The organism is Polyangium sp. y55x31, assembly GCF_029946505.1.
In the GTDB taxonomy this organism is placed as follows: domain Bacteria; phylum Myxococcota_A; class Polyangia; order Polyangiales; family Polyangiaceae; genus Polyangium.
Window position 1 is genome coordinate 24,200 of sequence record NZ_JARZHG010000030.1, and the last position, 26,223, is coordinate 50,422.

Here is a 26,223-nt window from a genome sequence, read left to right on the forward strand (position 1 = left end):
GCGAACCTCGCATGTCCCGACGGCACGCACGTCCGCGTGCGCGCGGATCGCCCCCACGTGGAGCGCCATCGAGGGGATGGTGGTATCCTTCCCTGCATGCGCGTTCGAGCCTCCCTGCTTGCGCTGTCGCTTGCTTTGCCGGCGGCGCTGTTCGTGTCGCCAGAGTCGCCCCACACAGGCCCGAGAGACGCCGCGGCGGCGGTCTCGGTGGTCGTCTCGCTCGATGAGCTCGTGTCGAGCTCGTCGTACGTCGTCGTCGCGAAGGCGGCCGAACGACAGAGCATGTGGGAAGACAGCCCGAGCGGTCGGCGGATCGTCACGTACACGCGGCTCGACGTGGAGAGCTCCGTCGTCGGCGAGCCGGGCACGCAAGTGTGGGTGCGGACGCTCGGCGGCGTCGTGGGGGACGTCGGGCAGTGGGTCTCGGGCGAAGCGGTGCTCAAGCCTGGGGAGCGCTCGCTTTTGTTTCTGCACAAAACGCCGACTGCGGTCGTCGTGACCGCGATGGCGCAGGGGCATTACCCCGTGATCAGCACCGAGGGGGGCGTGCCGAAGCTCGCGCCGAGCCCGGACGCAGGGACGATCCTGCCGCGGACCGGGCCCAGCATCGGCGCGCGTGAGTTGCTTGTGGGGGCGACGCTCTCGCACGCGCTCGTGACCATCGAGGAGGCGAAACGTGCGCAACGCGAACGCAAGTAACCGAGGACGGTTCGCATCGATCGCGATCGGGCTCTCGCTCGTCGCGGCGGCGACGCTCTTCACGCCGACGGCGTCGGCCTACTGCCGCACGACGAGCTGCAAGGGCGTCGGGACCGGCGCGCGGTGCACGCCCATGCGCCCGACCGACTGCGGCGTCGAGCTCTTCTGGAAGAGCCCGTGCGTCGGCTTCTCCATGCAGAAGGACGCGTCGGTCCAGATCGACCTCGACGACGCGACGAAGATCTTCGAGGAGGCCTTCAAGAAGTGGAGCGACGCCGACTGCGGCGACGGCAAGCATCCACGCATCCAGGCCGTGAACCTCGGCCCCGTGGAGTGTCACGCGCACGAGTACAACAAGAAGGCCGGCAACGCGAACGTCATCCTCTTCCACGACGACGTGTGGCCGCACGCCGGCGCGGGGAGCACGCTCGCGCTCACCACGGTCACGTACAACGTCGACACCGGCGAGATCTACGACGCCGACATGGAGCTCAACGGGGCGAACGTCGAGTTCACGACCGGGGTCGACAACGTCCTCTACGACCTGCCCTCGATCGCGACGCACGAGACAGGGCATTTCCTGGGTCTGTCGCACTCGGCGGACGGCACGGCGACGATGTTCGCCGACTACATGCCGGGCTCGATCGATCTCAGGTCGCTGGCGAACGACGACATCGAGGGCATCTGCGCGGCCTATCCGCCCGGCGATCCGATCCCCGCGTCGTGTGATCCGACGCCGCGCCGCGGGCTCGCGTCGGAGTGCAGTCCGGAGCCGATTCCGACCGACGACGGGGGGAGCTGTTGCACGACGGCCCCGGGAGCGCCTCGATCGGCAGGCGGGACCGCGCTCGCGGCGCTCGCCCTCGCCCTCGGCCTCGCAGCGAAGCGCCGCTCCGAACGCGCGCGTCCATGACGAGCCCGGAAGCGCCGCCGTACGAGGTCCTCTGGGTCGACGAAGCGCGCGCGCTCGGAGGCGCGATCGAGCGCGCCATGCAGGCCGAGGCGATCGCGGTGGACGTGGAGGCGAACGGCCTCTTCGTCTACCGCCCGCGCCTCTGCGCCGCACAGCTCGCCTGGGAAGAAGGGGACACGACGGTCGTCCTGATCGTCGACACGCTCGCCACGAACGCGGCGGCGCTCGAAAAGCTCCTCGGCCCCGAGGGGCCCATCAAGGTGCTGCACGATCTCACGTTCGACGCACGCATGCTCGCCGAGGCGGGCGCGCCGCTCGCGCGCGTGCGGGACACCTCGGTCACGGCGCGGTTCCTCGGCCAGAAGGCGACGGGGCTCGCGTCGGTGCTCGCGGCGGAGCTCGGGGTCGTCCTCGACAAACGGTTTCAGCAACACGACTGGTCGAAGAGGCCGGTTTCGCCGGCGGAGCTGCGTTACCTCGGGGACGACGTCGCGTATCTCCTGAAGCTCGATCGCGCGCTCGCCGCGAAGGCGGCCGCGCTCGACATCGAAGCCGAGATCGAGGAGGAGTGCGCGTACAAGCTCCGCGCCGCGATGGCGCCGCCACGGGAGACGCGCCCGTCGTACGTGCGGATCAAGGGCGCGCACAAGCTCGATCGGCCCGGCCGCGCCGCGCTCCGGAGCCTCGTGGCCGCGCGCGAGGCGATCGCCGAGGCCGCCGACGTGCCGCCGTTCAAGATCGTCACGAACGAGATCCTGATCGAGCTCGCGCAGAGGCGTCCGACGTCGATCTCCGAGGTCGGACGCGTGCCCGGCGCGCTCTCGGGTCGCTCGGGGAGGCACGCGGCGCGGTGGCTCGAGGCGATCGCGCGCGGCGCCGCCGAAGGCGACGTGCCGCCCGAGGAGCAAGCGCTCTTCGAGGTCGTGCCGATCGATCGGAAAGAGATCACACGGCGGCGCGAGATCGAGGCGAAAATCAGCGGATTCCGGCGCGCCGAGGCGAAGCGCCGCGGCGTCGACGAGCAAGCCGTGCTGCCGGGGCATTGCGCGCAGGATCTCGCGAGCATCCTGCTGACGGCGGCGGGGGAAACACCCGCGGCGACGCTCGCGCGGATCGCCGCGATCCCAGGCCTCGGGGAGAAGCGGGTCGAGCGGTACGGCAAGCGCATGGCATCGCTGCTCTCGGCGCCCGGCGAGGCCTCCGCGCAGGCACGAGGGAGCGCGCCGCACGAGGAGCCGTGAGCAGGGCAGGCGCGCCGCTGCTCGTCGTCGCGGGCGAGGCTTCGGGGGATCGCATCGCTGGCGAGGTGCTGCGCGCGCTCGGGCCGGCCGCGCGCGCCTTCGGGATCGGCGGGCGCGGATGCCGGGCGCAGGGCATGGAGACGCTCGCGGAGACGTCGGACGTCGCTGCGATGGGCACGCTCGACGTGCTGCGCAAGGCGCCGGCGCTCGGGCGATCGCTCGGCGCGCTGATCGGACGGGTCCGCAAAGATCCACCACGCGCCGCGCTGCTCGTGAACTTCACGGAGCTGAACGCGCGGCTCGGGCGGGCGCTGAGGCGACGTGGAACACGCGTGCTCTGGGCCGTCGCGCCGCAGGTCTGGGCCTGGCGCGCGGGGAGGATCCGCGCGCTTCACGATGCCGTCGATCGGCTCGCCGTCGTCCTGCCGTTCGAGGAGCCGCTCTGGCGCGAGGCGGGGTACGATGCTCGGTTCGTGGGGCATCCGTCGGCCGAGGCGCCGCGCCTGCCCCGCGAGGTCGCGCGCGCCCGGCTCGGGCTCGGCAAAGGGCGCGCCGTCGCCGTGCTCCCGGGCAGCCGCGCCGGCGAGATCACGCGCCTCGCGCCGCTCTTTTGCGAGGCAGCCTCGATCCTCGCGGCGCGCGGGGACGTGGACGAGGCGCGCGTGCTCGTGGCCCCGTGGCTCGATGCGCGTGCGCGGGGCGAGCTCGAACGGGCGGCCTCTCGCGCCGGGATCGCCATCGCCGAAGCCGATGCGGAGCACGGCGCCTCCCCGCTGCTCGGCGCCTTCGATCTCGCGCTTTGTGCCTCGGGCACGGCTTGCCTCGAGGCCGCGCTCGCCGGGCTGCCGACCGTCATTGGCTACCGCGTCGATCCTCTCACCTACGCGCTCGCTCGCCGCCTCGTTCGGACCCCGCACATCGGCCTGCCGAACGTGCTGCTCGGCCGACGCGCTTCCCCCGAGCTGCTCCAGGACGCGGCCACGAGTCGATCGCTCGCCGAGGTCGCCGCTTCCCTGATGAACGACGCGCACCACGCGCGCGCGCAAGCCGACGCTCGTGCGCTCGACGCGCTCCTCCGGCCCCCTTCCCCGGGTCCGTTCGGCGCGCGCGTCGCGGCCTTGCTCGAGCCGTGGCTCTGATCCTTTGACCGCAAACGATCACGTGCGCGGCAAGGACGACGTCCCCGACGCGGCCCGCTTGTCCGGCTTGGCCCGCATCGCCTCGAAGGTGCTCACGACCTCCCGGGAAAATTCTTCCACCACCGCTCGATGCGCCACGAGCCCGCCGTCGAGCCCTGCGCGCGCCTTCTCCAGCGCGGTCGTGACGTGCTCGGCCCGCTGTCGCGAGAGCACCCGGAACGCGAGCATCCGACCCGCGGGCACCGCGACGAGCGCGATCGTCGCGGGCGACCAGGCGAAGGCCGGCGCCGCGCGCGTGATGGAACCGAGGTCGGTGATCGGCGAACGCGAGAGCCACGCCGCGAGCGCGCTCTGGTAGCCCTCGGCGACCATCGACGGCAAACCGTCGCACATCTCGTGCAGCGGCACCCGCTGCGTCTCCACGTGCACGCGCCGCAGGTTTTGCCACATGAGGAGCCGCTTCGGCGGAGGCACGCCGCGGAAGCTCGCCGAGCCCGTCCACCAGCGCACCGACGTATCCGCGCGGCCGAGCTCCATCACGCGGGCGAACGTCGCGTGACGGGCGAGCGCCCCGCCCACGTCGCGCGGCGGCGGGATCTGGCCACACAGATCGAACACGCTCCGCAAGAGGCGCATGTAGCGACCCTTCGTGAAGAGCCCGCCGAGCTCGTGGTTCGTCACCTGCAAGAGGTCGTTCAGCGCCGCGGCGAGGGCCCACTCGTGCGCGTCGAGCTCCGGCAACGTGTCGACCGGCGCGATGAGCCGCGCGCGCCTGACACGCGCGAGGTCGATCCGCGAGCGCAGGTCCGCGTCGACGATGTGCCTCCCCTCCCCGAGCGTCGTCCCGAGCTGCCCGAACGGCCGCGCGAGGCGCAATTTTCCGCCGAGGACGAGGGGCGCGACGATCCCCGCGACGAGCTCCTCGAACCGTTCGTCGTCGCTCGCCAAGCTAGCCTCCGCTGCCCGCGCCCTCGGGGAGCGCGGGAAGTGCGCCGTCGTCGCTCGCCGTGACGTCCCTGAGCGGCCGGAGGCCCACGCCGCCGAGCGTCACCTCGGGCAGCTCCGTGGCGAGCGCCGACGAGAGCGCATCGGCGAAGCGATCGGCCGCGAGCGGCAGCCACGCCTGCGCTTCGAGCACGGCCGCTTCGAGCGAGACGAACCCCTCTTCGGGCACGCCGAGCACCGTGCCGTCGCGACCGATGAAGAGCACCTGCCCGGGCGGCGCGCCGAGCGAGCGGTAGAGCACGTCCGGCGCGACCGCGGGCACCACGTCGTAACCCGCGGGCACGTAGAGCTGCTTGTGCACTTCGCGGAAAAACTGGCCCACGGGGATGCCCTCGATGCCCGTCGGATGCCGGACGATCGCGCCGCGCTCGGTGAACGCGACGCGCGCCGCGCGCAGGCTCTCCGGCCCGAGCGCGTAGGCGATGCGGCGGAGCACGGGCAGATCCTCGGCCTCGACCCAGGTCGCCGTCACGTGACGCCACGGATCGAGCGTGGGAACGAGGCGAAGCGCGACCGAGACCGAGGTCGTCGGCTGGGCACTCGCGCGCGCGGCGGCCACGTCCTTGCGCATCTCCATGCGCGCGAAGGCGCGCACGTCGCCGAGCGCGGGCAACTTCGGGATCTCCAGCGGATCCAGGCCATGACCGCGGAAGAGCACGAGGCCGGTCTCCGCGAAGACGGGGCACGCGCGGAGGTTCACGGGGTGCCGGAAGCCCACCTCCACGGCCGTGCCCGGCGCGGCCGGCAGGAACATCGAGAGGCCGGGCGTGCGCGTGAGCAGCGGGATCATGCGCTCCGGCAGCTCGGGGACGCGGAAGAGGTACCGGACGACCGGCCCATCGTCGAAGCTCGACGCCGGCGGCCACTCGGCGACGCCGACCTCGGCCGTCACGCCCGATCGCACGAAGTAGTGAATCAGCGCCGGTCCGAGCCCCGCCTCCGCGGAAAGCCAGCGCGGCCCCGGCTCACGCCCCGTCGAGGGATCCGCGTGCGGCTCGAGGCGCAGCACGAGCGAGCGCACGTCGATCTTCCGCTCCGTCTCGTAGCTCTGCGAAAACGTGTTGTGGTAGAGCCAGAGCGTCGCGTCGCCCGCGCTGATCTGGGCGACGTCGTAGCCGAAGGGCGCCGCCGCGTCGCGGTACTGGACGAAGTGACGGCTCGTCCCGGTGAACGTGTAGCCGCCCGCGAGGCGAGCGATCTCGGCGATCCGATCCATGCGATCGCTCGTCTCGGCCGCGAAGGTCAACGTCACCTCGCGCGCGCCGAGCTTCGAGCGCACGACCTCGATCGCGAGCGACCGCAGGATGTCGGCGAGCGAGCCCTGCCTCGTGTAAAGCGCGAGGAACGCGACGAGGCGATCGATCGAGGGCAGGAGGACCACGCCCTTCGCGCCGAGCGCCACGCCACGCGCGTCCAGGCCGAGGCCCGGTGTGCGGAGCCTCGTCTGGTGGACCGCGACCCGCTCGAGCATGCGCTAGCTCCTCTTCGCGTCTCCTCGCGCTCGCCGGTTCCCACGAATCCGGGCGGGCGCGTGGCCGTGAGGCTAGGGGTTCGGCCCGAGACCGTCAAGCGAGCGCGCTCTCGAATGCACCTCTCGCCTTTTGGCTCGTGCGACGATTGTGTACCCTTGGGCGGGCCCGCGTACCACGGGTCTACGTACACCCTCGGCCGGCAATCGGCGATAGGGAGTCCCGAGCAAGGCATGGCACGCACCCAGCAGCTCATCGCCGGGCGATTTCAGGTCGAGCGCGAGGTCGGACGCGGCGCCGTCGGCATCGTGTTCCGCGCGTTCGACACGGTCTCCCAGCGGCGCGTCGCCCTGAAGATCATCGCCGCGGGCGAGTCGGATCCGGGCGAACGCATGCGCCTCCTGCAAGAGGGCAAGATCCTGAGCGAGCTCGATCATCCGGGGATCGTCCAGGTCGTGGCCTACGGCGCCCTCGACTCGAGCTACACCGCCGCGCTCGGCCGAAAATTCGACGAGGGCACGCCCTTCATCGCGATGGAGTGGCTCGAAGGCGAGGACCTGCTCACGCGCCAGCTCCGCGCCGCGCTCACCATGCGCCAGGCCCTCGACATCGCGCGTCAAGTCGCCTTCGCGCTCGCCGCCGCCCACGACGCCGGCGTCGTCCACCGCGACATCAAGCCCTCGAACATCTTCGTCCTGTCGAGCCGCTTCCCCGATCCCGACTCGCCCCCCGTCTCCACGCGCACGACGCGCAGGACCCGCGACGACGGCGAGCCCGCCCCCGAGCAGCTCACCTCGAAGCTCGTCGACTTCGGCGTCGCCACGTCGCGCGACATGCGCCTGACCGGCAACGACATCTTCGTCGGCACCCCCGCGTACATGGCCCCCGAGCAGGCCCGCGGCGACGCCATCGCCGACGCGCGCAGCGACATCTACTCGCTCGGCGCCACGCTCTTCGAGCTGCTCACGGGGAGGCCCCCGCACATCGGCTCGAACTCGATCGCCACGATCGCCCTGCTCGCCACGACGCCCGCGCCACGCCTGAGCGAGCTGCTCCTCGACGTGCCCGAGGCCCTCGACGAGCTCGTCGCGCGCATGCTCATGTCCGAGCGCGAGCACCGCCCGACCTCGTCGCGCGAGGTCGCGCTCGAGCTCGACGCGCTCTGCCGCGATCCATCCGTCCCCGAGATCGCGCGCGCGCTCGCCACCTCGACCGAGCCGCCGCCCATGAACACGCGGCTCGTGACGACGCTCGTCGCGCTGCAAGTCGGCTCGCGCAAGGAGCAACGCCTGCAGCTGCTCGAACGGCTACGCGAGCGCGGCGCCGACGCCTTGCCCCTCGGCACCGACTCGATCGTCGCGCACCTCGGCATGCGTCAATCGCACGGCGACGAGGCCACGAACGCCCTCGATCTCGGCCGCTGGCTCGCCGAGCTCGGCGCGTGCGTGGGCGTCTCCACGGGCCGCACGCGGCTCGATCGCGTCAAATCCGCGGGCGACGTCGTCGATCGCGCGAGCGCCCTCGCCCGGAAGGCGGGCGAGGCGAACCTGCTCTGCGACAGCACGACGAAGGACCTCGACAAGGGTTTCTTCCAGTTCGACCCCGTCCCCGGCGGGCATTTCAAGGTCGGCGCGCGCGCCAAGCCCGAGGGCCGCAAGACCGAGCAGTTCATCGGACGCGAAGCCGAGCTCATCAACGCGCTCGCCCAGTACGAGCGCTGCGTCGACGATCGCACGCCCATCATCGTCACGATCTCGGGCCCGCCCGGCATCGGCAAGAGCCGCCTCGGCCGCGAGTTCGTCAACCGCATCACGACACGCGACGAGCCCCCGCTGCTCGTCCGCGTGCGTTGCGAGTCCTTCGGCCGCGCCCAGGCCCTCGGCGTCGCCACGGACGCCCTCCGCGCCCTGCTCGGCCTGCCCAAGGGCGCGAGCCTCGAGCAGGTCGAGCAAGCATTGCGCGTGCGCAAGCTCCGGAGCGGCGACAGCACGTTGCTCTCGCGCCTGCTGGCGAACCAGCCCTTCGACGACGGCCTCGACCCACGCGGCGCCCGCGACTCGCTCTACCTCTCGATGACCGAGCTCGCCCTCGGCGCCGCCTCTGCCGGCCCCTGCGTCCTGCTCTTCGAGGACGCACAATGGTCCGATCCCGAGAGCATCTCCTGGATCGAGCACCTCCTCGGCCGCGCCACGAACCTGCCCCTGTTCGTGATGATGGTCATGCGGCCGTCCTTCTGGCGTGACCAAGGTCAGCGCTTCGTCGGCCGTGATCACGTGCGCATCGACCTGCGCCCGATGTCGAAGAAGGCCACGCGCGAGATCGCCCGCGCCATCATCGGCGAGAACGCGGACGAGGCCATCTTGAACCGCGTCGCCGAGCAGGCCGCCGGCTCGCCGCTCTTCGCCGAGGAGCTCGCGCGTGTCATCGCCGCAGGCAAGGACGTCACCACGGCCGCAACGATCGAAGCCGCAATCCAGGTCAGCCTCGACGCCCTCGACGACGCGACCCGCGAAGCCGTCGTCCGCATGAGCGTTCTCGGCCTGAGCGTGTGGGACTCGGGCATCAGCGCCGTCGGCGTCGCGGACGCGGACGGCGCCCTGAAGAAGCTCATCGCCGCGGAGCTCCTGGTCGAGCACGGCGCGAGCCGCTTCGCCGGCACGCGCGAGTTCCTGTTCAAGCACGCCCTCGTCCGCGACGTCGCCTACGCCTCGGCAAACGAGGAGCTCCGCAAGCAGATCCACGCCGCCGCAGCAGAATGGCTCGCAAACATGGGCGAGGACGCCGCGACGGTCGCGCAGCACTTCGATCTCGGCGCGCAACACGAGAAGGCCGCCGTCCACTGGGAGACCGCCGCGCGCCGCGCCCTCGCGACAAACTCGCTCGGCGAGGCCGTGAAAATGGCCGAGCGCGCGCTCATGTTCGCCACCGACAAACCCACCGCATTCGGCCGCGCCGTGCTGCTCGACGAGGCCCACAGCCGCCTCGACGCGAAGTCCTCCGAGCGCAAGGAGGCCATCGACGCGATGGCCGAGAACGTCTTCGACGAGGAGAGCGAGATCCGCTCCCTCGGCGCACGCGTCCGATACGACTACGTGCTCGGCGCGGGTTTCGACGTCGAAGCGCGCCTCATCCAGTGCCGCGATCGCGCCGCAAAGCTCGGCCTCGTCGAGGAAGAAGCGCGCTGCTCGGCGTCGCTCGCGAACCTGTACGCCTACGCAGGCCGGCTCGATCTCGCCGAGCGCGAGACGCGCGTCCTGCTCGATCTCACCGAGCGAGGCTCGATCGACTGGGCCGCCGTCGACGCCTGGCAGGCCCTCGCAGTCGTCCGGCAAACGCAAGGTCAGCTCGGCGCAGCGCTCGATGCCCGGCGCAACGCAGCCCGCGCCGCGAAGAGCGCAGGCCTGCAAGAGCGCGAAGCCATGCTCATCACGAACGTCGGCTTCGCCCTGACGACGATCGGCGCGCGTCACGAGGCGCTGCACCAGCTCGAAGCAGGCCTCGCCAAAGCCTCCGCGATCGGCAGCCCCGGCACAGTGCGCAACGCGCAGATGAACCTGCTCTGCTGGGCCGCGACATTCGGCCCCGAGAGCCGCCTCGACGGGCCCCTCGCCGAGCCCCGCGCGAGCGCCGACGAGGCAACCGTGGCCTGGTTCCACAAGGATCGCGTGACGCTCGGCACGCTCTTCTACCGCGGCTGCGAGCTGCTCCGCACAGACGGCGCGGGCAACATCCCACGCGCGCGTTCGCTGCTCAAAACGGCAACCGAAGCCTACCGCGCCTCACAAAACCGCGACGTCCTGCCCGTCGCACTCGGCTTCTGGGCCGAGGCCGAGCGTCGTTTCGGCAACTCCGACCAGGCAATCGAGCTCGCCTGCGAAGCCGCAAGCCTCGTCGAATCCGGCGCCCCGAGCCTGCTCAACGAGGCGTCGATCTACCTGACGCTGCACGACGCATACGTCGACATCGGCGACCTGAAGAGCGCCCGCGACGCAATCCAGCGCGCCATCCCGCACCTCGAGCGCCGCCTGAAGGGCCTCGAAGGCACGCCCTACGCACGCGCCTTCCTCGTGAACCTCCCGCACAACGCAGGCCTGCTCGCCGCCGCCGAGGCCTACGGCTGCGTCACGAAGCCAATCGAGCAGGTCCTCGCGCTTCCGCCAAACGAGTCGTGATCCCATAGGCAGCGTGGGCGCCGGGGTTTCACCCCGGACCCCGACCAGGGGTTGTCCACCCCTGGACCCGGACCAGCGCAAGCGCTGGACCCGGGGTCGATGAACTGCGCAGCGCGCAGTTCATCGAACAGGCCGAGGCAAGACTGGCGAGGGGCCAGCCGAGGCGGCAGCGCAGCCCGTCAGCCTGCCCGGCAACGCCGCTCGTGGTCTTGCCACGGGCCCGCTGGATGAACTGCGCGATGCGCAGTTCATCCACCCTCGGTCCAGGCCGTGCCTGGTCCGGGGTGCAGGGGGCGGACAGCCCCCTGCTGGGGTGCGGGGCAACGCCCCGCGCATACAAAACGAAACCGCCCTCCCCTTTCGAGGAGGGCGGCCGTTTTGTCGACGCGGTGAGGGTTACTCGCCGCCGATCGCGATGCCCAGCGTTTGCCGCAGCGCGAAGTATTGATCCGACACCGAGAACAGGAGCAGCTCCTTGAGCTTCTCTTGCGGCGGCAGATCACCCGGCTGCTGCGGCTCGGCTGCGATGATCTTCTTCGCGATCTCGAGATCGCCGCAGAGCAGGTACCCGGCGCGGTTTGCCGTGATGTCCACGCACTGCGACCACCGCTTCAGGTTGGCCTTCGCGCCGTCCGCCACGAACTTCTTCACGACCATCCGCAGACCTTCGATCTGCATCGGCTGCATGAACTGGCGGATCGTCTGTGCCGTCGCGAGCACCTGCTTGTCGATGTCCGGCGGCGAGGGCGCGTCCGGCTGGACGAGCTTGATCGCCGCGAAGAGGAGCACCGTCAGCTCGGTGACCGTCGGGAACAGCGTCTTGATGTAGTGCTCGCCGCGATACATCGCGAGGTGCTTGCCGATGATGAACGTCAGCTCCTGCGGCGAGAACCCGGTCAAGACCGTTTGACCAGCAACCGACGACGGCGGCTCGGCCGGAACGGCGACGAGGGCACCGGGCACGTCGCTGCGCACGTACAGCGCCGGGCACGGGATCCCGAGCACCTGCGAGGCCCAGCCGAACGTACGCGCGAACGTGACGGTCGACGTGGCCGGATCCTGACGGAAGCGCGGATCGAGGACCGGCTTCTCCTTCTTCGCCTCCAGCGTCGCGATCTTCGCCTTGAGCGCCGCGGAGGCGATCATCTCGAAGATCTTGCCGATGTAGAGGTTCTCCTCCTCGTGGAAGAGGTTCCGGAGCCACTGCTCGTTGTCGAGCCGGTTCTTGACCTGCAGCATCCCTTGCGGACGGTAGTCCTCGAAGAAGCGCTGCTCGTCCTCGTCGGCCTTACGGATGAACGCGAGCGCCGCCGCCGTGCACCACGCCGGATCGTACGCCTTCTGCTCCACGTAGAGCCGGTAGAGCTCGTGGTAGGAGTCGGCGTTCGTCGCGTCGATCTTCACGAGCGACTGGTACTCGGTGATCGCGTCTTCCGTGTTCCCGAGGCCCGTGTAGAGCTGCGCCAGGATCTGGTGCTCCTGCTGGTCCTCCGGCTTCAGGCGCGAGGCGATCTTGAACGTCTCGACGGCCGCGTTCACGTCTTCGAGTCGATCGCGGTAGATGAGGCCGAGCGCGTGCCAGAGGGTGAACTCGAGGTCGATGTTCCCCTTGCCTGCCACGCGGTGCAGCATCTTCCGGTACGCGCGCTCGAGCTGCTTCCAATCCCTCTGCGCCGTGAGGATCTTGTTGATGCGCTCGAAGGCGTCGAGGAAGGCCGGATCGAGGTCCAGCGCGTCGTTGAACAGGTCTACCGCGCGCGGGAGATCCTCGAGTTTGTCGCGGTAGATCTGCGCCATCGTGAAGAAGTAGCGCGACTTGCGACCGGGCTGCGTCTCGAGGTCCGCGATGCGCTGGAGCGTGTCCACCATCCGCTCCCACTGGGCCACCTTCTGGTACAGCGTGAGCATCCGGTGCAAGAGGACGTGGTTCTGGGGCTCCAGATCCAGCGCCTCTTCGAGCGCCTCGACGGCCTTCGACGGGTTCTGATCCTTCTCCCACGTATCGGCGATCTCGCCGAGGAGCTTGAAGCGCTCGGCGCCGTCGATGAGGTTGTCGAGGATCTGGCGCTTGTAGTGCGCGACCTGCTTCCAGTCCTTCAGCCCGTCGTAGACCGCGACGAGCGCGTCGAGCGTCGGCCGATGGGCCGGCTCCACGCCGAGGGCCTTCTCGAAGTTGTTGATCGCCTGCTTTGCCTGGCCCTGGTTCTGCTTGATGAGGCCGAGCTTGTAGTAGACGTTCGCCCGCGCCTCGGTCTCGTCATCCGTGTAGCCCGACAACACCTTCTGGTAGTTCGTCAGCGCGCCGGCCCAGTCGCTCAAGCGGAAGCAGACGTCGGCGAGGCCCTCGATGGTCTCGCGATCCGTCATGTCGATCGCGTAGGCCGCCTGGTACGCCTTGAGCGCCTGCTCGTTCTTCCCGACCGCGACGAGCACCTTGCCGAAGGTGTTCTGCAGCCGGTGCTGCTCGGCCTTCTCGCGCTTGCCCGACTTGCGTACGAGCATCTCGGCGAGCGGCTCCGCCTTCGCCCACTTCTCGTTGCTCACGTACTCCGTGAGCAGCGGCATCGCCGCGTCCTCGTTGTCAGCGTCGCTCTGGAGCGCCAGCTCGTACGCCTGCACCGCGAGGTCGTGCTCGCCGATCTGGTGGTCGCGCAGCTTGCCGAGCTCCACGAGGAGCTTGGCGCGCTGACGCGGCGCCTCGGTGTTCATCTGCTCCTGATCGAGGTACCGGGCAGCGGTATCCCAATCCGCGGAGTCGATCGCGATGACGCGCAGCGCGGCGAGGGTCGGCAGGTGTGCCGGATCGAGATCGAGCGCCATCTCGAAGCGATCGCGCGCGGCGATCCGATCGCCCTGCTTCTCGTCGAGCTGCTTACCGATCCGGTAATACATCTCGACGCGCTGCTTGCCGTCCGGAGTCAGGTCGGCGACGCGCGTCATGTAATCGATGGCGCGCGACGTATCCTCCTGCTTCTCGTAGAGCTTCGCGAGCGCTTCGAGCGCCGGGATGTGCTTGTCGTCGAGATCCGTGATGTTCAGCCACGCGTCGATCGCGCGGTCGAAGTCCTGGACCTCCTCGGCGTACACCTTCGCCGTCGCCGACCAGAGCTCGATCTTCTTCTGCCGATCGATCGTCGCGTTGATGTGGCGATCGTAGGTGCTGATCAGGTCGTGCCACTGCCGCAGCCGGCGGTAGCAGCGCTCGAGCGACTCGAGCGCCGCCTCGTGGTGCGGATCGATGTCCACGACCTGCTCGAGCCTCGCGGCCGCGAGATCCGGCTTGAGGAACTGCTCCTCCTGGATCTTCGCGATCTTGAGCAGCACGTCGATGCGCTCGCGCTCCGTCGTGACCACGTCGAGCTGCATCTCGAGCACGCTCACGAGATCCGGCCACTGGTGCGTCTGGTTGTAGACGCGCTCGAGGCCGCGCATCGCGAGCAGGTTGGCCGCGTCCACCTCGAGCACCTCGCGGTAGACCTGACCCGCCTTCTCGATCTGGCCGAGCTCCTTCTCGTAGAGGCCCGCGCAACGCAGCTTCGTGGCCGCGATCTGCGAGGACTCCGTCTGCGCCTTACCCTTGCGGGTGAGGATGTCGACGAGCTCCGGGAGCAGGCCGCGATCCGTGTAGATGCGGTCGAGCGCATCGAGCGCCGGCAGGTGGTAGGCGTCCACGTCGAGCGCGCGCTTGTAGAACGAGAGGCCCTGCTCCACGTCGCCCGCGTTCTTCTCGAGCACCTCGCCGAGCTCCGTCAGGATCTCCTTGCGATCGGTGTCCTTGACGGCGATCTCGAGGGCCCGCGTGAGCATCTGGCCCTGCTGCTGCCACTGGCCGCCCTTCTTGTGGAAGTTCGCCATCTGGCGCAGCACGTCGACGTTGTTCGGGTCGATCTGCAGCACCTTGCCGTAGTACGGCTGCGAGTACTCGGGGTGCCCGAGGTCCTCCGCGTACCACTTCGCGAGGTGCAGGCAGAGCCGGATCGTGCGCAGCGGATCCCGGTCCGGGTTCAGCCCCTGCAGCCAGCCGTTGACCGTCTGCACGAGCTCCGGCCAGCGGTTCGTCGCCTGCGCCATGCGCTCGAGGTAACGGACCGTGTCCATGTTGTCGAAGTCGAGCTCGAACGCCGTGAGCAGCGCGTCGAACGCCTGCATCCGGTCCTCGAGCTCGGTCTCGAACACGCGCGCGACCTTGCGGAGGATGTCCGTCTTCTCGTCCGTGTCCTCGCGCGTGTCGAGGCGCGCGAGGTACAGCTCGATGAGCGGCTCGGCGCGGTGCGCGGCGCCGTGCAGCTCTTCGAGCGCGAGGTAGGCTCGATCGTGCGTCGGCTCGATCTCGAGGACCTTCTCGTACGCCGGCGTGCCCTTGTCCTTGTCCTGGACCTGGTGCTCCCAGATGTCGGCGACCTCGAGGTACTCGCGGATCTTCTCCGCGCCGTCCTCGTACGCGGCTGCGCGGCCCATCTTGACGTCGATCACCTCGACCCAGCGCTCTTCGGCGCGGAGCAGGTTCTCGAGCGCCGCCATGGCCACGAAGTCGCGCGGGTCGACGGCGAGCAGCTTCCGCCACGCGTCGATCGCGTCGTACGGCTGGACGAGCACGTTCTGGTACGTCGTCCCGAGCTCGCGATAGAGGGCCACCACGTTCTCGGCCGGCAGCACCGAACCTGCGCGATCCACCGTCTGGTGGAGGATGCTCACGAGCTCGTTCGGATCGTTGCGCTTCCGCCAGATGTCCGCGATCGCGTAGAGCGCCTCGACGTTCGCGTACTCGATGTCGAGGGCGCGGTTGTAATCGTCGAGGGCGAGGTCGTCGCGCGTGAGCTGATCGTTGTAGAGCTTCGCGCGACGGAGGAGCACGGCCACGCGCGCCTCGTCGGTCGGCTCGACGTCGAACTGCCGCTCGAGGACCTCGCAGAGCTCCGCCCACCGCTGCTCGCGCTCGTACAGGTTCGCGAGCGCGAAGAGCGCCTCCGTGTCCTCGCCCTTGATGTCGAGGACCTGCTTCCACATGTCGATCGCGGCCGGGATGTTGTTGAGCATCTCCGGCTCGGAGAGCAGGCGCGCCATCTTCGCGCGCACGTCGCCCTCGTTCGCCGTGATCTGGAGCTCGCGCTCGTAGACGCCCATGAGCTCGGTCCACGAACCCTTGCTGCCGTACAGGCGCTCGAGCGCGTAGATCGCGGCCTCGTTGTTCGCGTCGAGCTCGTCGAAGAGCCGGCGGAAGGCGCGGATCGCGTCGTCCACCTGCCCGAGCTGCTCCTCGTACACCTGGCCGAGACGGCCGTAGAGCTCGATGAGCTCGTAGGGCTCCATCGGCACCTTCACGCGCTGCTCGAGGATCCCCGCGAGGTCGGCGTACTGCTCGAGCCCCGTGTAGATCCGATCGAGCTCGGCCAGCGCCTTCGGATCGAGCGGATCGACGCCGAGCACGTAGCGGTACGTCTGCTCCGCCTTCTCGATGTCGCGCAGCTCTTCCTCGAACACGCGCGCGAGCCGCGTGCCGATGTTCGTCTGCACGGCCTTGTCGGAGTGCAGGCCGAGCACGTCGGCGTACGCGTCGCCGAGCGTGTTCCAGCCGCCGTCCGTCGAGCCGCCGAGCCGCTCGACCTCTTCGAGCGTCTTCTCGTCCGCCGGGTACTCCTTGAGCGCGCGGACGTACACGCCGAGCGCGCCGTCGAGCGCCACGAGCCGCTCCTCGTGGATCTCCGCCATGCGGTAGTACATGGCGAGCCGATCCGCGGGCTCCGTCAGGTGCGTGAGCTGCGCCTCGAGGACGCCCACGAGCTTCTCGAAGTCGCCCGACGACTGGTAGAGCGGCTCCAGGATCTCGCCGATCTCGAGCTGCTTCACGCCGGCCGCGAAGAGCCCTTCGAGGGCCTCCAGCGTCGCCGTGTGATCGGGCGCCGCGTTCAGGATCTCGCGGTAAACGCCGATCGCCGCCGCGAGATCGTTCAACCGGAGCTGGTGGACCTGGCCGAGCCGGTACTTGAACTCGAGCGAGTCCTCCGGGTTCGGCGACGACTCGGCTTCGCGCGCGAGCACGGGCACGAGATCGGTCCAGCGCTCCGTCATCGTGAAGAGCCGGTCAAGCGAGGAGATCGCCGTCCAGTTCTCCGCGTCGACCTCGAGCACGCGCCGGTAGCGCGCCACCGCGCTGTCCACGTCCTCGAGCTGCGTCTCGAAGATGCCCGCGAGGCGGAGCCCGAGTTCCACGAACTGATCCGGCTGCTCACCGAGCTTGCCGAGCTCCTGATCGTAGAGCGCCGCGACGTCCTTCCAACGCGTCACGTACATCGCGAGCCGCTCGATGTTGCCGAGCGAGTCCTGGTTCGCGATGTCGAACGTCACCGCGCGCGCGTACGTGTCGAAGGCCGCCTGGTGGTTGCCGAGCATCTCCTCGTGCAGTCGCGCGATGCGGTGGAGCAGCTCCACCTTGGCGTACGGATCGTCCGCCTTCGCGACCTGCACCTCGAGGACGCTGATCAGCTTGTCCCACTGCTGCGCCGTGTCGTAGATGGGCTCGAGCACGAGGGACGCTTCGAGCGCCGCCGTCGCGCCGCTGCTCTTGATGCCTTCGAGGGCGATCAGCGTGGGCTCGTGATCGGGCATCACCTGCAGGAGATCGCGATACAGCTCGATCGAGCGCTGCACATCGCCGAGGTGCTTCTCGTAGAGCTCGGCGATTCGGTAGTTGTAGCTGATCTGCTCCGCCGGATCGGCCGAGATGCGGGAGAGGTGCTCGAGCACGCCGAGCAACTCGTGCCAGTTCTGGGCCTGCTGGTAGAGCACGTCGAGCCGACCGAGCGCCTGCTGATCGTCCGGATCGAGCTCGAGAACGCGCTGGTACGTGTCGATCGACGCCGGCACGTCCTTGAGCTCGCTCTCGTAGACCGCGCCCATCTGGTAGTAGATGCTCTTCTTCTCCTCGGGATCGCCGACGAGATCGACCTTCTTCGTGTACACCGCGAGGAGGTCGGCCCACCGCGACAAACCGAGGTAGAGCTTGATGAGCTGATCGATCGCGCCGAGATCCTCCGGATCGAGCTCCAGGATCTTGCCGTACACCGCGATCGCCGCGTCGTGCCGCTGGAGGATCTCCTCCTCGATCGACGCCGCCTGGAAGAGCGCGCCCTTCTTCTCGCCGAGCTCGTCGAGGATGTCGGCCTTCTGCTGGAGGATCGCCGAGAGCTCCTCGAAACGATCCGCGACCCTGAAGAGGTTCTCCAGCGCCTCGGCGGCGCCGAGGTTGTGCGCGTCGATCGTGAGCACCTTGCGGTAGTGCTTGATCGCGCTCTCGATGTCTTTGATGTCCGACTCGTAGACACGCGCGCTCATCGTGTAGAGCTGGCTCGAAAGCTCCGGCTCCTGCTGCTGCGCCGCGAGCTCCTCCAGCACGCGCGCGAGGTCGGGGAACCTTCCCGTCTCGCGTGCCAGCCGATCCAGGCCCTGCTGCGTCGTGTCGAGCGCCGGGTCGTGCCCGAGCGCGCGCGCATACGTGTCGAAGGCCGAGTTCAGATCACCGCCGGCCTCCTCGTAGAGGGTCGCGATCTGGTGGAGCAGCTCCACCTTGCGGCTCACGTCGTCGCTCCGTCGGACCTGCACCTCGTGCACGCCGATGAGCTTCATGTAATCGCCCGACGCCCTGTAGAGCGGCTCGAGGATCTCGGCGATCGCCACCTCGTGCTCGGGCAACTTGCCGAGCCGCTCGAGCGCGCCGAGCGCCTCCTCGCTCGCGGGCTCGCGCTCGAGGACCTGGCGGTAGCCCTCGATCGCCGTGTCGAGCAGGTTCCGCTTCGACTCGTTCAGCGCCGCGAGGCGGAGCATGAGCCGGATCTGCTGCTCGTCCTCGGTGGCGTACCGGAGCTGCTGCTCCAGGTTGTCCGCGAGGTCCTCCCACATGCTCTGCCGCGAGAAGAGGCCGTCGAGGGCCGCGAGCGCGACGTGGCTCGTCGGATCCTCGCGCAGCACCTCCTGGTAGGCCGCGATCGCATCACCGGGCTGCGAGAGCTTCTCCTCGTAGACCTCGGCCATCTGCGCGAAGAGCGCCTCGCGATCCGTGAACTCCGGCGCGAGCGCGATCCGCCGGCGGAAGACCTCGATGAGGTCCTGCCACCGCTCGGTGCGGCGATAGAGCGCGTCCATCGCGGCCAGCGCCTCGCCGTCCGCCGGATCGATCTCGAGCACGCGCTTGTAGCCGTTCGCCGCGTCCTCGATCTTGCCGAGCTTCTCCGAGATGCCCGCGAGCCGCATCCAGTACTCGCGCGCGAGTCGCTCGTCGCTCAAACCCCCCGCGATCTCGCTGAAGACCGCGAAGAGTTTGTCCCACGAGCTGGCCTGCGCCGCGAGCTGCTCGAGCTCGCCGCGCGTCTCGCCGTTCGACGGATCGTCCTTCAGGGCGCGGCTCTGCGCCTCGAACGCCCGCGCGAGATCCGTCAGGTGCTCGGCCGCCGTACGAGCGACCTTGCGCAGGAGGTTCACGCGCGTCCCGACGTCCGCCTCCGCGGCCGCGAGGATCTCGAGCGACTGGATGAGCTTCTCCCAGTCGCCGCGCGTCTCGTAAATCTCCTGCAGGATCCCGGCCGCCTCGGCGCGGAGCTCCTCGTTCTCGAGCAGCTTCTCGAGCGCGATGCGCGCGCCGTCGTTCGCCGGATCGAGGACCAGGATCTCCCGGTAGTTCTCGAGCGCGCCGTGCGCGTCGCCGAGCTTCTCGAGCGTCGAGCCGAGCCGGTACTTGAGGTCGACCGTGATCGCGTCGCCGAGGTTCAGCTCGATGCGCCGACGCAACACGTCGACGTAGCTCTCCCACTGCTCCTGCTCGCGGTAGAGCGTATCGAGCGCCTCGAGCGCCGGCGCGTCGGCCGGATCGTCCTGGAGGACCTCGTTGTACGTCGTGATCGCGCTCGCCGGATCCTTGATCTCGTTCACGTAGAGCTGCGCGATCGCGTAGCGAATGCTCTTCGTCTCCTCGGTATCCTGCGCCAGCTCGAGCTTGCGCTTGTAGATCTCGAGGAGCTCCGTGAACCGACCCGTATCGCGGTAGAGACGCTCGAGCGCCGAGATCGCCGCGGCGTTCTCGCTGTCCGTGTCGTACACGGCGCGGAACTGCGCGAGCGCGTCGTCCACGCGCTTGACCTCGTCGACGAGGACGCGACCGAGCCGGAGACGCAGCGCGATCCCGAGATCACGATCCGCCTCCTCGTCCGCGCGCGCGATCGTCTTGCCGTACGACGCGATGAGGCTGTCCCAGCTCCCCGTCGTGCGCGCGACGCGCTCGACATCCTCGACGCACTGCTCGTCGCCGGGCGCGAGCTCGAAGGCCGACAGGAACCGCTCGAACGCCCTCTGCGGCTCCTTGAGCTTCGCCTCGTAGAGGCCCGCGACCTCACGGTAGAGCGCGAGCTTCGTCTCGGCGTCCTGATCGTTCGCGAGCTTGACCTCGATCGCGGTCGCGAGACCCTTCGCGTTGTTGGCCTGCGTGTAGAGCGGGATCAGGGCCTCGGCCGCCGGCAGGTACCCGGCGTCGATCGTCCAGACCTTCTCGTAGGCCTTCATCGCCCGATCGGCCTTGCCCTTCTGATCCAGCCAGAGCTGGGCCGTCTTCATGAGCAAGCTGATCTTGTTCTTGTCCTCGGTCTCCTTCGCCTCCTGCGACTCGAGAACGCGGATGAACTCGTCCCACTTGCCCTGCTCTTCGTAGAACCGCTGCAGGTCCTCCCAGCGAGCGACCTTCAGGTAGAGCTTCTTCAGCGCCTCCTGGGCCTTGCGCTCGTTCGGGTTCAGCGTGAGGAGCTGCTCCCACGCCTCGATCGCCGCGTCGTCGTTGTTCAGGCGCTCGCCGTAGAGCGCGCCGAGCTTGCCGAGCAGCGCCTCCTTCGCCTTGAAGTCGGCCGTGATCTCGACCTGCTTCTGCAGCACGACGGCGAGTTTGTCCCAGTCCTTCGAGCGCTCGTGGAGGCCCGACAGCGCGTTCAGCGCCTCGACGTTCTCCGGATCGTCGGCGAGGACCTCGTCCCACAGCTCGACGCAGACCTCGGGCTTCTTCACGCGCTCGGTGGCGAGCTTCGCGATCTCGAGGAACTTCTCGGCGCGCGACGGCCCCGGCGGCATCATCTGCGCCTTGCGCCGGTTCAGCCCGATGAGCTTCTCCCAGTCGCGGCGCTTCTCGTAGCTCTGCTGCAGGTACTCGATCGCTTGCGCGTTCTCGCCGTCGATGACGAGGATCGCCTCGAAGCACTTCACGGCCTCGGCCGCGTTCGAGAACTTGCCCGTGTAGAGATCAGCGGCCTGCAGGTAGTACGAGATCTTGTCCGCTGCGTCGGGCACCGCCTCCGCGAGCTCGACGAGCGTCTTGACGTACTCGTTGAAGCGCTTGGCCTGCTCCTGCTTCTGGGCCTTGGCCTTGAGCTCTTCGATCTTCGCCCAGTCGACGGCCATCTCTTCCTCGACGACCTCCGTCGACACCTCGGTCTCGACCTCGGGCGCAGCGGCAGACGGCGCGGGCTCGGACACCGCGGGCACCGAAGCCGCGGGCACCGAAGCCACGGGCACCGACGTCGCCGCGCCGAGGCGCTCGCCGATCTGCGTCTCGAACGCCTGCAGCGTGGGATGCTGCGGCGCGACCTGCGAGAGCTTCTCGAACCAGGGCCGCGCGCGGATCACGTTGCCGAGCTTCTGCCAGATGATCCCGCCGGCCTGCGCGAGCATGAACGGCGAGCCGTTGCCGCCGTCCGACGCGATCTTCTCGGCGAGCGTCGCGACGCGCTCCCAGTCGCCTTCCTTGGCGCCCCAAAGATCACGCAGGTACGTGAACGCGCCCTCGGCCTCGGGATCGTGCGCGAGCGCCTCTTCGAGCAGCTTCGAGCCGATCTCCGGGTTCTGATGGCGCGTCGCCCAGCGCGTGCCGAACCGAAGCGCAGCCTCGGCGCGCGAGCGACCGCTCATCGCGTCGAGCACGCGACGTTGCGCGTCCACGAGCGTCTGCGAGCGCTCCTCCTCCACGAGGATGCCCTCGTAGAGCGCGGCCACCTGGGGATCGAGCGGGTTTGCCTCGTACGCCTTGGCGAGGAGGTCATCGACCTCCGCCGGCGCGAAGCGACGCGCGAGCCGCGCAGCCCGCAGGAACAGGCGCGCACGCGAAGCCGCATCGAGCGACGCGTCGTTCGCGCGCTGGAGGAGCTCGGCGGCGTGCGCCTCCCAGCTCCCGAGCTCGACCTGCGCATCGGCGAGGCCGGCGCGCGCTTCCTCGCTCGTGCCACCGGACGCGCCGAGAGCGCGCGCGTACGTCGACACGGCCTTCTCGTTGTCGCCGATGTCGCAGTACACATCCCCGAGCTCCACGAGCAGCGCAGTTGCTTCGGGGCCGTCCCCGAGCCCCTTCAGCTCGAGCTCGAGGAGCCTCTGGACCATGTTGATCTTGCCCAGGTCCCAGTACACGAGCCGCGCGAGGCGAAGCGCCTCGGTGAGCGTCGAATTCAGCTTGAAGGCGTCCTGCAAATGCTTGAGCGCCTTGACGCCCTGGAGGAACTTCTCCTCGAGGAGCCGCCCCAGACGCAGGTGGTAGCCGGCCTTCGCCGTGGCATCCGCCTCGCTGGCGAGCCCCTTCTCGAGCTCTTCAGCGAGCCCCTGCCATTCACGAACCGACTCGAGATGCTTCAGACGCTGCGCAAGATCCATGGATTCCTCGGCCCCTGACCTGACCTACAAAAGGCCTTGCAAACGACGTCGTCGAACCGCGCCCCCGACTAGTTGCCACCGAGCCGCGTGACCAGCGTCTGCGCGGTCTCGCACTCGGTCTTGAAGCTCGCCGCCTTCGCGCCCTTGCATGCCCGGGCCGTGAAGCCCTTGAGCATCTGGACGGCTTCCTGCGTCCTCGGCGGCGTGAGCTGCGCGTAAGTGCTTCCCAAGCTGAAGAGAATCTGCACCGACTCCGGGCCTTCGTTGCCCGCGACCGCCTTCGCTGCTTCGAGCTCCGTCACCATCTCCGGGAGAGACCCGCGATCCTGGTGAACCTGCGAGAGCAGCACGTGCACGCCGAAGAGAGTCTTGTCGCCGGGCTTCGCGAAGTTCTTCGCTTCCTTGAGCACCTGCTCGGCCTCCTTCGTGTACCCGAGGCGGATGTAGAGATCCGCGAGCGCCGTATAGTAACGGATCTCCGTCGGATTGTGCTCGACCGCCTTGGTGTAGTTCTCGAGCGCCTTCTGCTCGTCGTCGGTCCAGAGGAACACGTTGCCGAGCTGGTGGTAGCAGTCAGCGAAGTTCGGATCGTTCTCGATGCACTTCTGGTACGGCTCTTTGGCCTCGTCGTACGAGATCGTCTTCTTCTTCGCCTGCATCTCGAGCGCGTAGGCGCGCTCGAACCAGTAGTTCGCGAACTTCGGCGCGAGCTGCGTGGCGCGGCTCAAGGTCGAGGCGGTCTTGTCCCACTCCTCCTTTTTCTTGTAGGCCATCGCGAGCTTGTAAAAGATCTTGTGGTTCGTGGGATCGAGCTTCGTCGCCTGCTCGTACTTCGTCGCCGCTCCGTCCGGGTTCAGCGCGACCTCTTTGTCCGCCTGGTTTGCGAGGATCACGGCTTCCTGCCGGTTCCGGCTGCACCCGAGCCCCAGCACGCTCGAGACCACGAGACAGGACGCCATCACCATTGCGCCAAGCTTCATTGCTTCGCTCACCTTTCTCTCGGAGCTGGCTCCGCCGCTCCTCGCGTCACCCGTGCGCGGAGAGGGCCACGGCAGCCCCACCCGCACGAAGCACGCACATAAGTCCTCGAACTTGCAGCCCAAATTGCCGCCCAGGCACAGGACGAGACGTTCTCTTGCGCGCCGAGAATAGGCGGATGGCGCGCCGAAAGTCCAGTTCGGATTGTGCCCATCCCCCAAAGCGCCAAGCGTCCGGGCGTACTCGGGAGGCCGAGACGCTCCCCCCGCGAGCGTTGATGCTCGTCGACAAAAACACGAAGCCCCGCGAGCTCGTGACCCGCGGGGCAACGCTTCCGGTGCAAACCGACGTCAGCCGCCGGGGCTGAACATGATCGGGTACACGACGGTCACGATGCCGCCTTCCGGCTGCGGGAAGGACAGACCGTAGAACGCGCGGACCACGCACGACACCACGCCGCCATCCGGCATGTCCGAGCCGCCGTTGCCCACGTTCGACACCGCGCCGTCACGGCCGATGACGAAGCGCACCGCCACGCGGCCCTGGAGGTTCGGGTTGTTCCGCAGGCCGTTCTCGTAGCAGAGGCGGAACCGGCCGAAGTTCTGGCGCACGATACGCTGGATGACCTCGGGCGGGAGACGACCGCTCACGCTCGTGGCGCCCATGCGCACCTGCGGCGGCTTCGTGCGGTGCGACCCCGACAATCGGCCGTGACCGGAGCCGAAGCCCTGCCCCGTGCCGGTGCCCGCGCCGTGGCCGATCGTGCCGATCGAGCCGAGACCGATACCCTCGCCGCGGCCACCGCCGCCCTCGCCGATACCGGACAAACCGAGGCCGCCCGCGCCGAACGAGTCGCCGATGTTGTCGCCCCACATGTTGCCGCGGGCCGAGAGGGCGTCGTTGCCGAGCGAGTCGTCGCGACCCCAGGGCGCGGTCGGCGCATTCGGATCACCACCGGCGCCCGAGTTGAGCAGACCGATCATGCCGAATTCCGCCGCGTCACGCAGCGCTGCCTGGCGCGCGATGTGCGGATCGGCGTTGTCCGCCGGGCCCTGCACGCCGTACCGATTGCCCGACGCCTTGGTGTTCGGGTTACCCATGGAACCCTCTTCACCCTTGGCGCGCGTGCCCGTGCCGCCTTCCTTGTTGTCGGCGGCGTTGTCGGCGACCTGCTCGGTCTCCTTCTCCTCCATCTCCTTTTCGGCGGCCGCGTTGAGGAACTGCTGGATCATGAACTTTTGATCGTCCGAGACCCCGTCCTCGTCCGTGGCGCCGAGCGGCGGCATGAAGAACGCCATCGCTGCGAGGAGCCCGAGATGCACGGCCATCGAGAGGCCGTGATAGAGGTAGTTCGTCGTGTCGAGCTGCACGTGCCCCGCGACCACGCGGCCCGCGTTCACCGTCGACACCTGGAAGATCAGGCCGTCCACGTCGATGCGCGCCTTCGAGCCCGGCGGCAGCGACATCTGGAACGCGCCCGAGAGCTCCGAGCAGGGCTGCGTCTTGCCGCTGTCGATCGCCTGCTGCACGGTCATCTTCGGCTGGCCCGCGAGCTCGATCGTGCCCTTCGCGCGGGGCAGGAGCACCACCGAGACCGACCCGCCCTTGTCCGCGAGCACCACCGGCGCGCGCGTCGTGCCGATCTTCTCTTGGGGCACGAAGTAATCGCACTTGAAGTTCTTGCTCTCCTCCTCGCCCACGTAGAACGAGCGCGGCGGCGTCAGGTGCGAGACGTGCAGGATCATCTGATCCCACATGATCATCACCTCGACGGACGCGGAGGGCGTCTCGACTTCTTCGTTCGGGACGTCGGGGCCGCTCTTGACGAGCTGGTACGTGTACGAGCCCTCGGGCGCGTCGTGCGGCACCTCATCGTGCGAGGGCGGCTTCGGCTGCGCGAAGGGGTTGTTCATGCCGAACGGGTCGCCGCCGCCGCCGCCGAACGGGCTCGGCGCCGCCGCGGGAGCGCCCGCGAACGGGTTGCCGCCGGCTGCCGCGAACGGGTTTGCCGCCGGAGCCGCGCCGAACGGGTTTGCCGCCGGAGCCGCGGCAAACGGATTGCCGGGCGCCTTCGCCGCGCCTCCCGCGACCGCCACAGGCTCGGCCTTCTCGAGCACGATCTTCGTGCCGCCGATCTGGAGCTGATCGTTCGCCTTGATCTTGACCTTGTTGACCCGGGCGCCGTTCACGAGCGTCCCCGGCTCGTTGCCGAGGTCGATCAGCGTGATGTCCTCGGGCGACGCCACCTCGATGACGGCGTGCATGCGCGAGGCCAGCTCGTCGTCGACGCGCAGATGGCTCTTCGGGTCCTTTCCAACCTTGACGATGTCCTGCGTCACCGTCTCTCGACGCACGAGCGCTTCATTCTGGTAGAGCGCGAACGTGAGCGCGACCTTCTGCTTGCCTTCCATCGTGAGCCAGCCTTCCCTGCCTTTTGCGTCCCGCCGTCGCCCGAGGCGACCAGAAACCCCGGGTTCGGGGCACCGAATATTACTCAGGGGCCCGTGCGCCTTCCCAGAAAGGCGATAGGGCCCTTGGATTCATCGCTGCGGTCCAGCGATCACGTCCCCGCGCTCGCACAAAACCGCAGCCCGAGCCCCCCCACATGAGCCCCCGAGCCTTCTCAGAGATTCTCGACCGACTTCAGCATCTCCGGCACGAACGACGTGCGCGGACGGATCAGGGTCGTGCGAACCGGACCGGGACGAACGCGGATCGTCGCATCGTTCGGCCCGAAGCCACCGGCGTTGAGGGGATCGTCGGTGAACTCGTAGCCGTACCCCTCGTCCTTCTTCCCACCGCCGCCGGCCTTGCCCTGGGCAAACGCGAACGACGTCACGAGAAGAACGCCGACACCAGCGACCAGCGCCGCACCCAAACGCGTTGACCTCTTCATCTTCAAGCCTCCTCGCCAGTCTTCGCCGTATTTTCAGTCAC

The 26,223-nt window shown here is 68.8% G+C and carries 11 protein-coding genes; 5 read left to right on the forward strand and 6 right to left on the reverse strand.

The annotated features are described in order from the left end of the window. The first annotated feature begins 96 nt into the window (after positions 1-96). The 4 genes from QHF84_RS36345 to lpxB are packed head-to-tail and all read left to right on the forward strand — an operon-like array spanning position 97 to position 3,992. Entirely contained in the window at positions 97-699 is a 603-nt protein-coding gene (locus QHF84_RS36345) for a hypothetical protein (protein ID WP_281318124.1), read from the forward strand. Then, positions 677-1,612, forward strand: a complete 936-nt coding sequence (locus tag QHF84_RS36350) for a matrixin family metalloprotease (RefSeq protein WP_281318125.1) — start codon at positions 677-679, stop codon at positions 1,610-1,612. Before QHF84_RS36345 ends, QHF84_RS36350 begins: the two co-directional genes overlap by 23 nt. After that, positions 1,609-2,853, forward strand: coding sequence for an HRDC domain-containing protein (locus tag QHF84_RS36355; RefSeq protein WP_281318126.1), 1,245 nt, complete (start codon positions 1,609-1,611; stop codon positions 2,851-2,853). The genes QHF84_RS36350 and QHF84_RS36355 overlap by 4 nt, the downstream gene beginning before the upstream one ends. Beyond that, a complete protein-coding gene (gene lpxB, locus QHF84_RS36360) occupies positions 2,850-3,992 on the forward strand; it encodes a lipid-A-disaccharide synthase (protein ID WP_281318127.1) in 1,143 nt (380 codons plus the stop codon). Before QHF84_RS36355 ends, lpxB begins: the two co-directional genes overlap by 4 nt. An 18-nt stretch (positions 3,993-4,010) precedes the next feature. Here the strand turns inward: lpxB and QHF84_RS36365 are convergent, their stop codons facing one another. Together QHF84_RS36365 and QHF84_RS36370 are read right to left on the reverse strand one after the other, a co-directional pair. Beyond that, the gene (locus QHF84_RS36365) at positions 4,011-4,940 is read right to left on the reverse strand and encodes a hypothetical protein (protein ID WP_281318128.1); all 930 of its coding nucleotides are present in this window, start codon (positions 4,938-4,940) and stop codon (positions 4,011-4,013) included. Position 4,941: 1 nt separating this feature from the next. Further along, on the reverse strand, positions 4,942-6,468 hold the full coding sequence (locus tag QHF84_RS36370) for a hypothetical protein (protein ID WP_281318129.1): 1,527 nt from the start codon (positions 6,466-6,468) through the stop codon (positions 4,942-4,944). 231 nt (positions 6,469-6,699) lie between these two features. On the opposite strand from QHF84_RS36370, the gene QHF84_RS36375 reads away from it, so the two are divergent. After that, a complete protein-coding gene (locus QHF84_RS36375) occupies positions 6,700-10,638 on the forward strand; it encodes a serine/threonine-protein kinase (RefSeq protein ID WP_281318130.1) in 3,939 nt (1,312 codons plus the stop codon). 396 nt (positions 10,639-11,034) lie between these two features. Here QHF84_RS36375 and QHF84_RS36380 read toward each other — a convergent pair whose 3' ends face one another. From QHF84_RS36380 to QHF84_RS36395, 4 genes are all read right to left on the reverse strand, one after another. Then, on the reverse strand, positions 11,035-22,308 hold the full coding sequence (locus QHF84_RS36380) for a tetratricopeptide repeat protein (RefSeq protein ID WP_281318131.1): 11,274 nt from the start codon (positions 22,306-22,308) through the stop codon (positions 11,035-11,037). Positions 22,309-22,376: 68 nt separating this feature from the next. Next, complete coding sequence (locus QHF84_RS36385) at positions 22,377-23,288, reverse strand: tetratricopeptide repeat protein (RefSeq protein WP_281318132.1); 912 nt, start codon at positions 23,286-23,288, stop codon at positions 22,377-22,379. 348 nt (positions 23,289-23,636) lie between these two features. Continuing rightward, positions 23,637-25,697, reverse strand: coding sequence for an AgmX/PglI C-terminal domain-containing protein (locus tag QHF84_RS36390; RefSeq protein ID WP_281318133.1), 2,061 nt, complete (start codon positions 25,695-25,697; stop codon positions 23,637-23,639). A gap of 212 nt (positions 25,698-25,909) precedes the next feature. Further along, positions 25,910-26,182, reverse strand: a complete 273-nt coding sequence (locus QHF84_RS36395) for a hypothetical protein (RefSeq protein ID WP_281318204.1) — start codon at positions 26,180-26,182, stop codon at positions 25,910-25,912. Positions 26,183-26,223 lie beyond the last annotated feature (41 nt).

Coding starts and splice junctions, on each gene's coding strand:
- QHF84_RS36355 (WP_281318126.1), top strand. CDS start 1,609: ATGACGAGCCCGGAAGCGCCGCCGTACGAGGTCCTCTGGGTCGACGAA.
- QHF84_RS36390 (WP_281318133.1), bottom strand. CDS start 25,697: ATGGAAGGCAAGCAGAAGGTCGCGCTCACGTTCGCGCTCTACCAGAAT.
- QHF84_RS36385 (WP_281318132.1), bottom strand. CDS start 23,288: ATGAAGCTTGGCGCAATGGTGATGGCGTCCTGTCTCGTGGTCTCGAGC.
- QHF84_RS36370 (WP_281318129.1), bottom strand. CDS start 6,468: ATGCTCGAGCGGGTCGCGGTCCACCAGACGAGGCTCCGCACACCGGGC.
- QHF84_RS36395 (WP_281318204.1), bottom strand. CDS start 26,182: ATGAAGAGGTCAACGCGTTTGGGTGCGGCGCTGGTCGCTGGTGTCGGC.
- QHF84_RS36380 (WP_281318131.1), bottom strand. CDS start 22,308: ATGGATCTTGCGCAGCGTCTGAAGCATCTCGAGTCGGTTCGTGAATGG.
- QHF84_RS36345 (WP_281318124.1), top strand. CDS start 97: ATGCGCGTTCGAGCCTCCCTGCTTGCGCTGTCGCTTGCTTTGCCGGCG.
- QHF84_RS36375 (WP_281318130.1), top strand. CDS start 6,700: ATGGCACGCACCCAGCAGCTCATCGCCGGGCGATTTCAGGTCGAGCGC.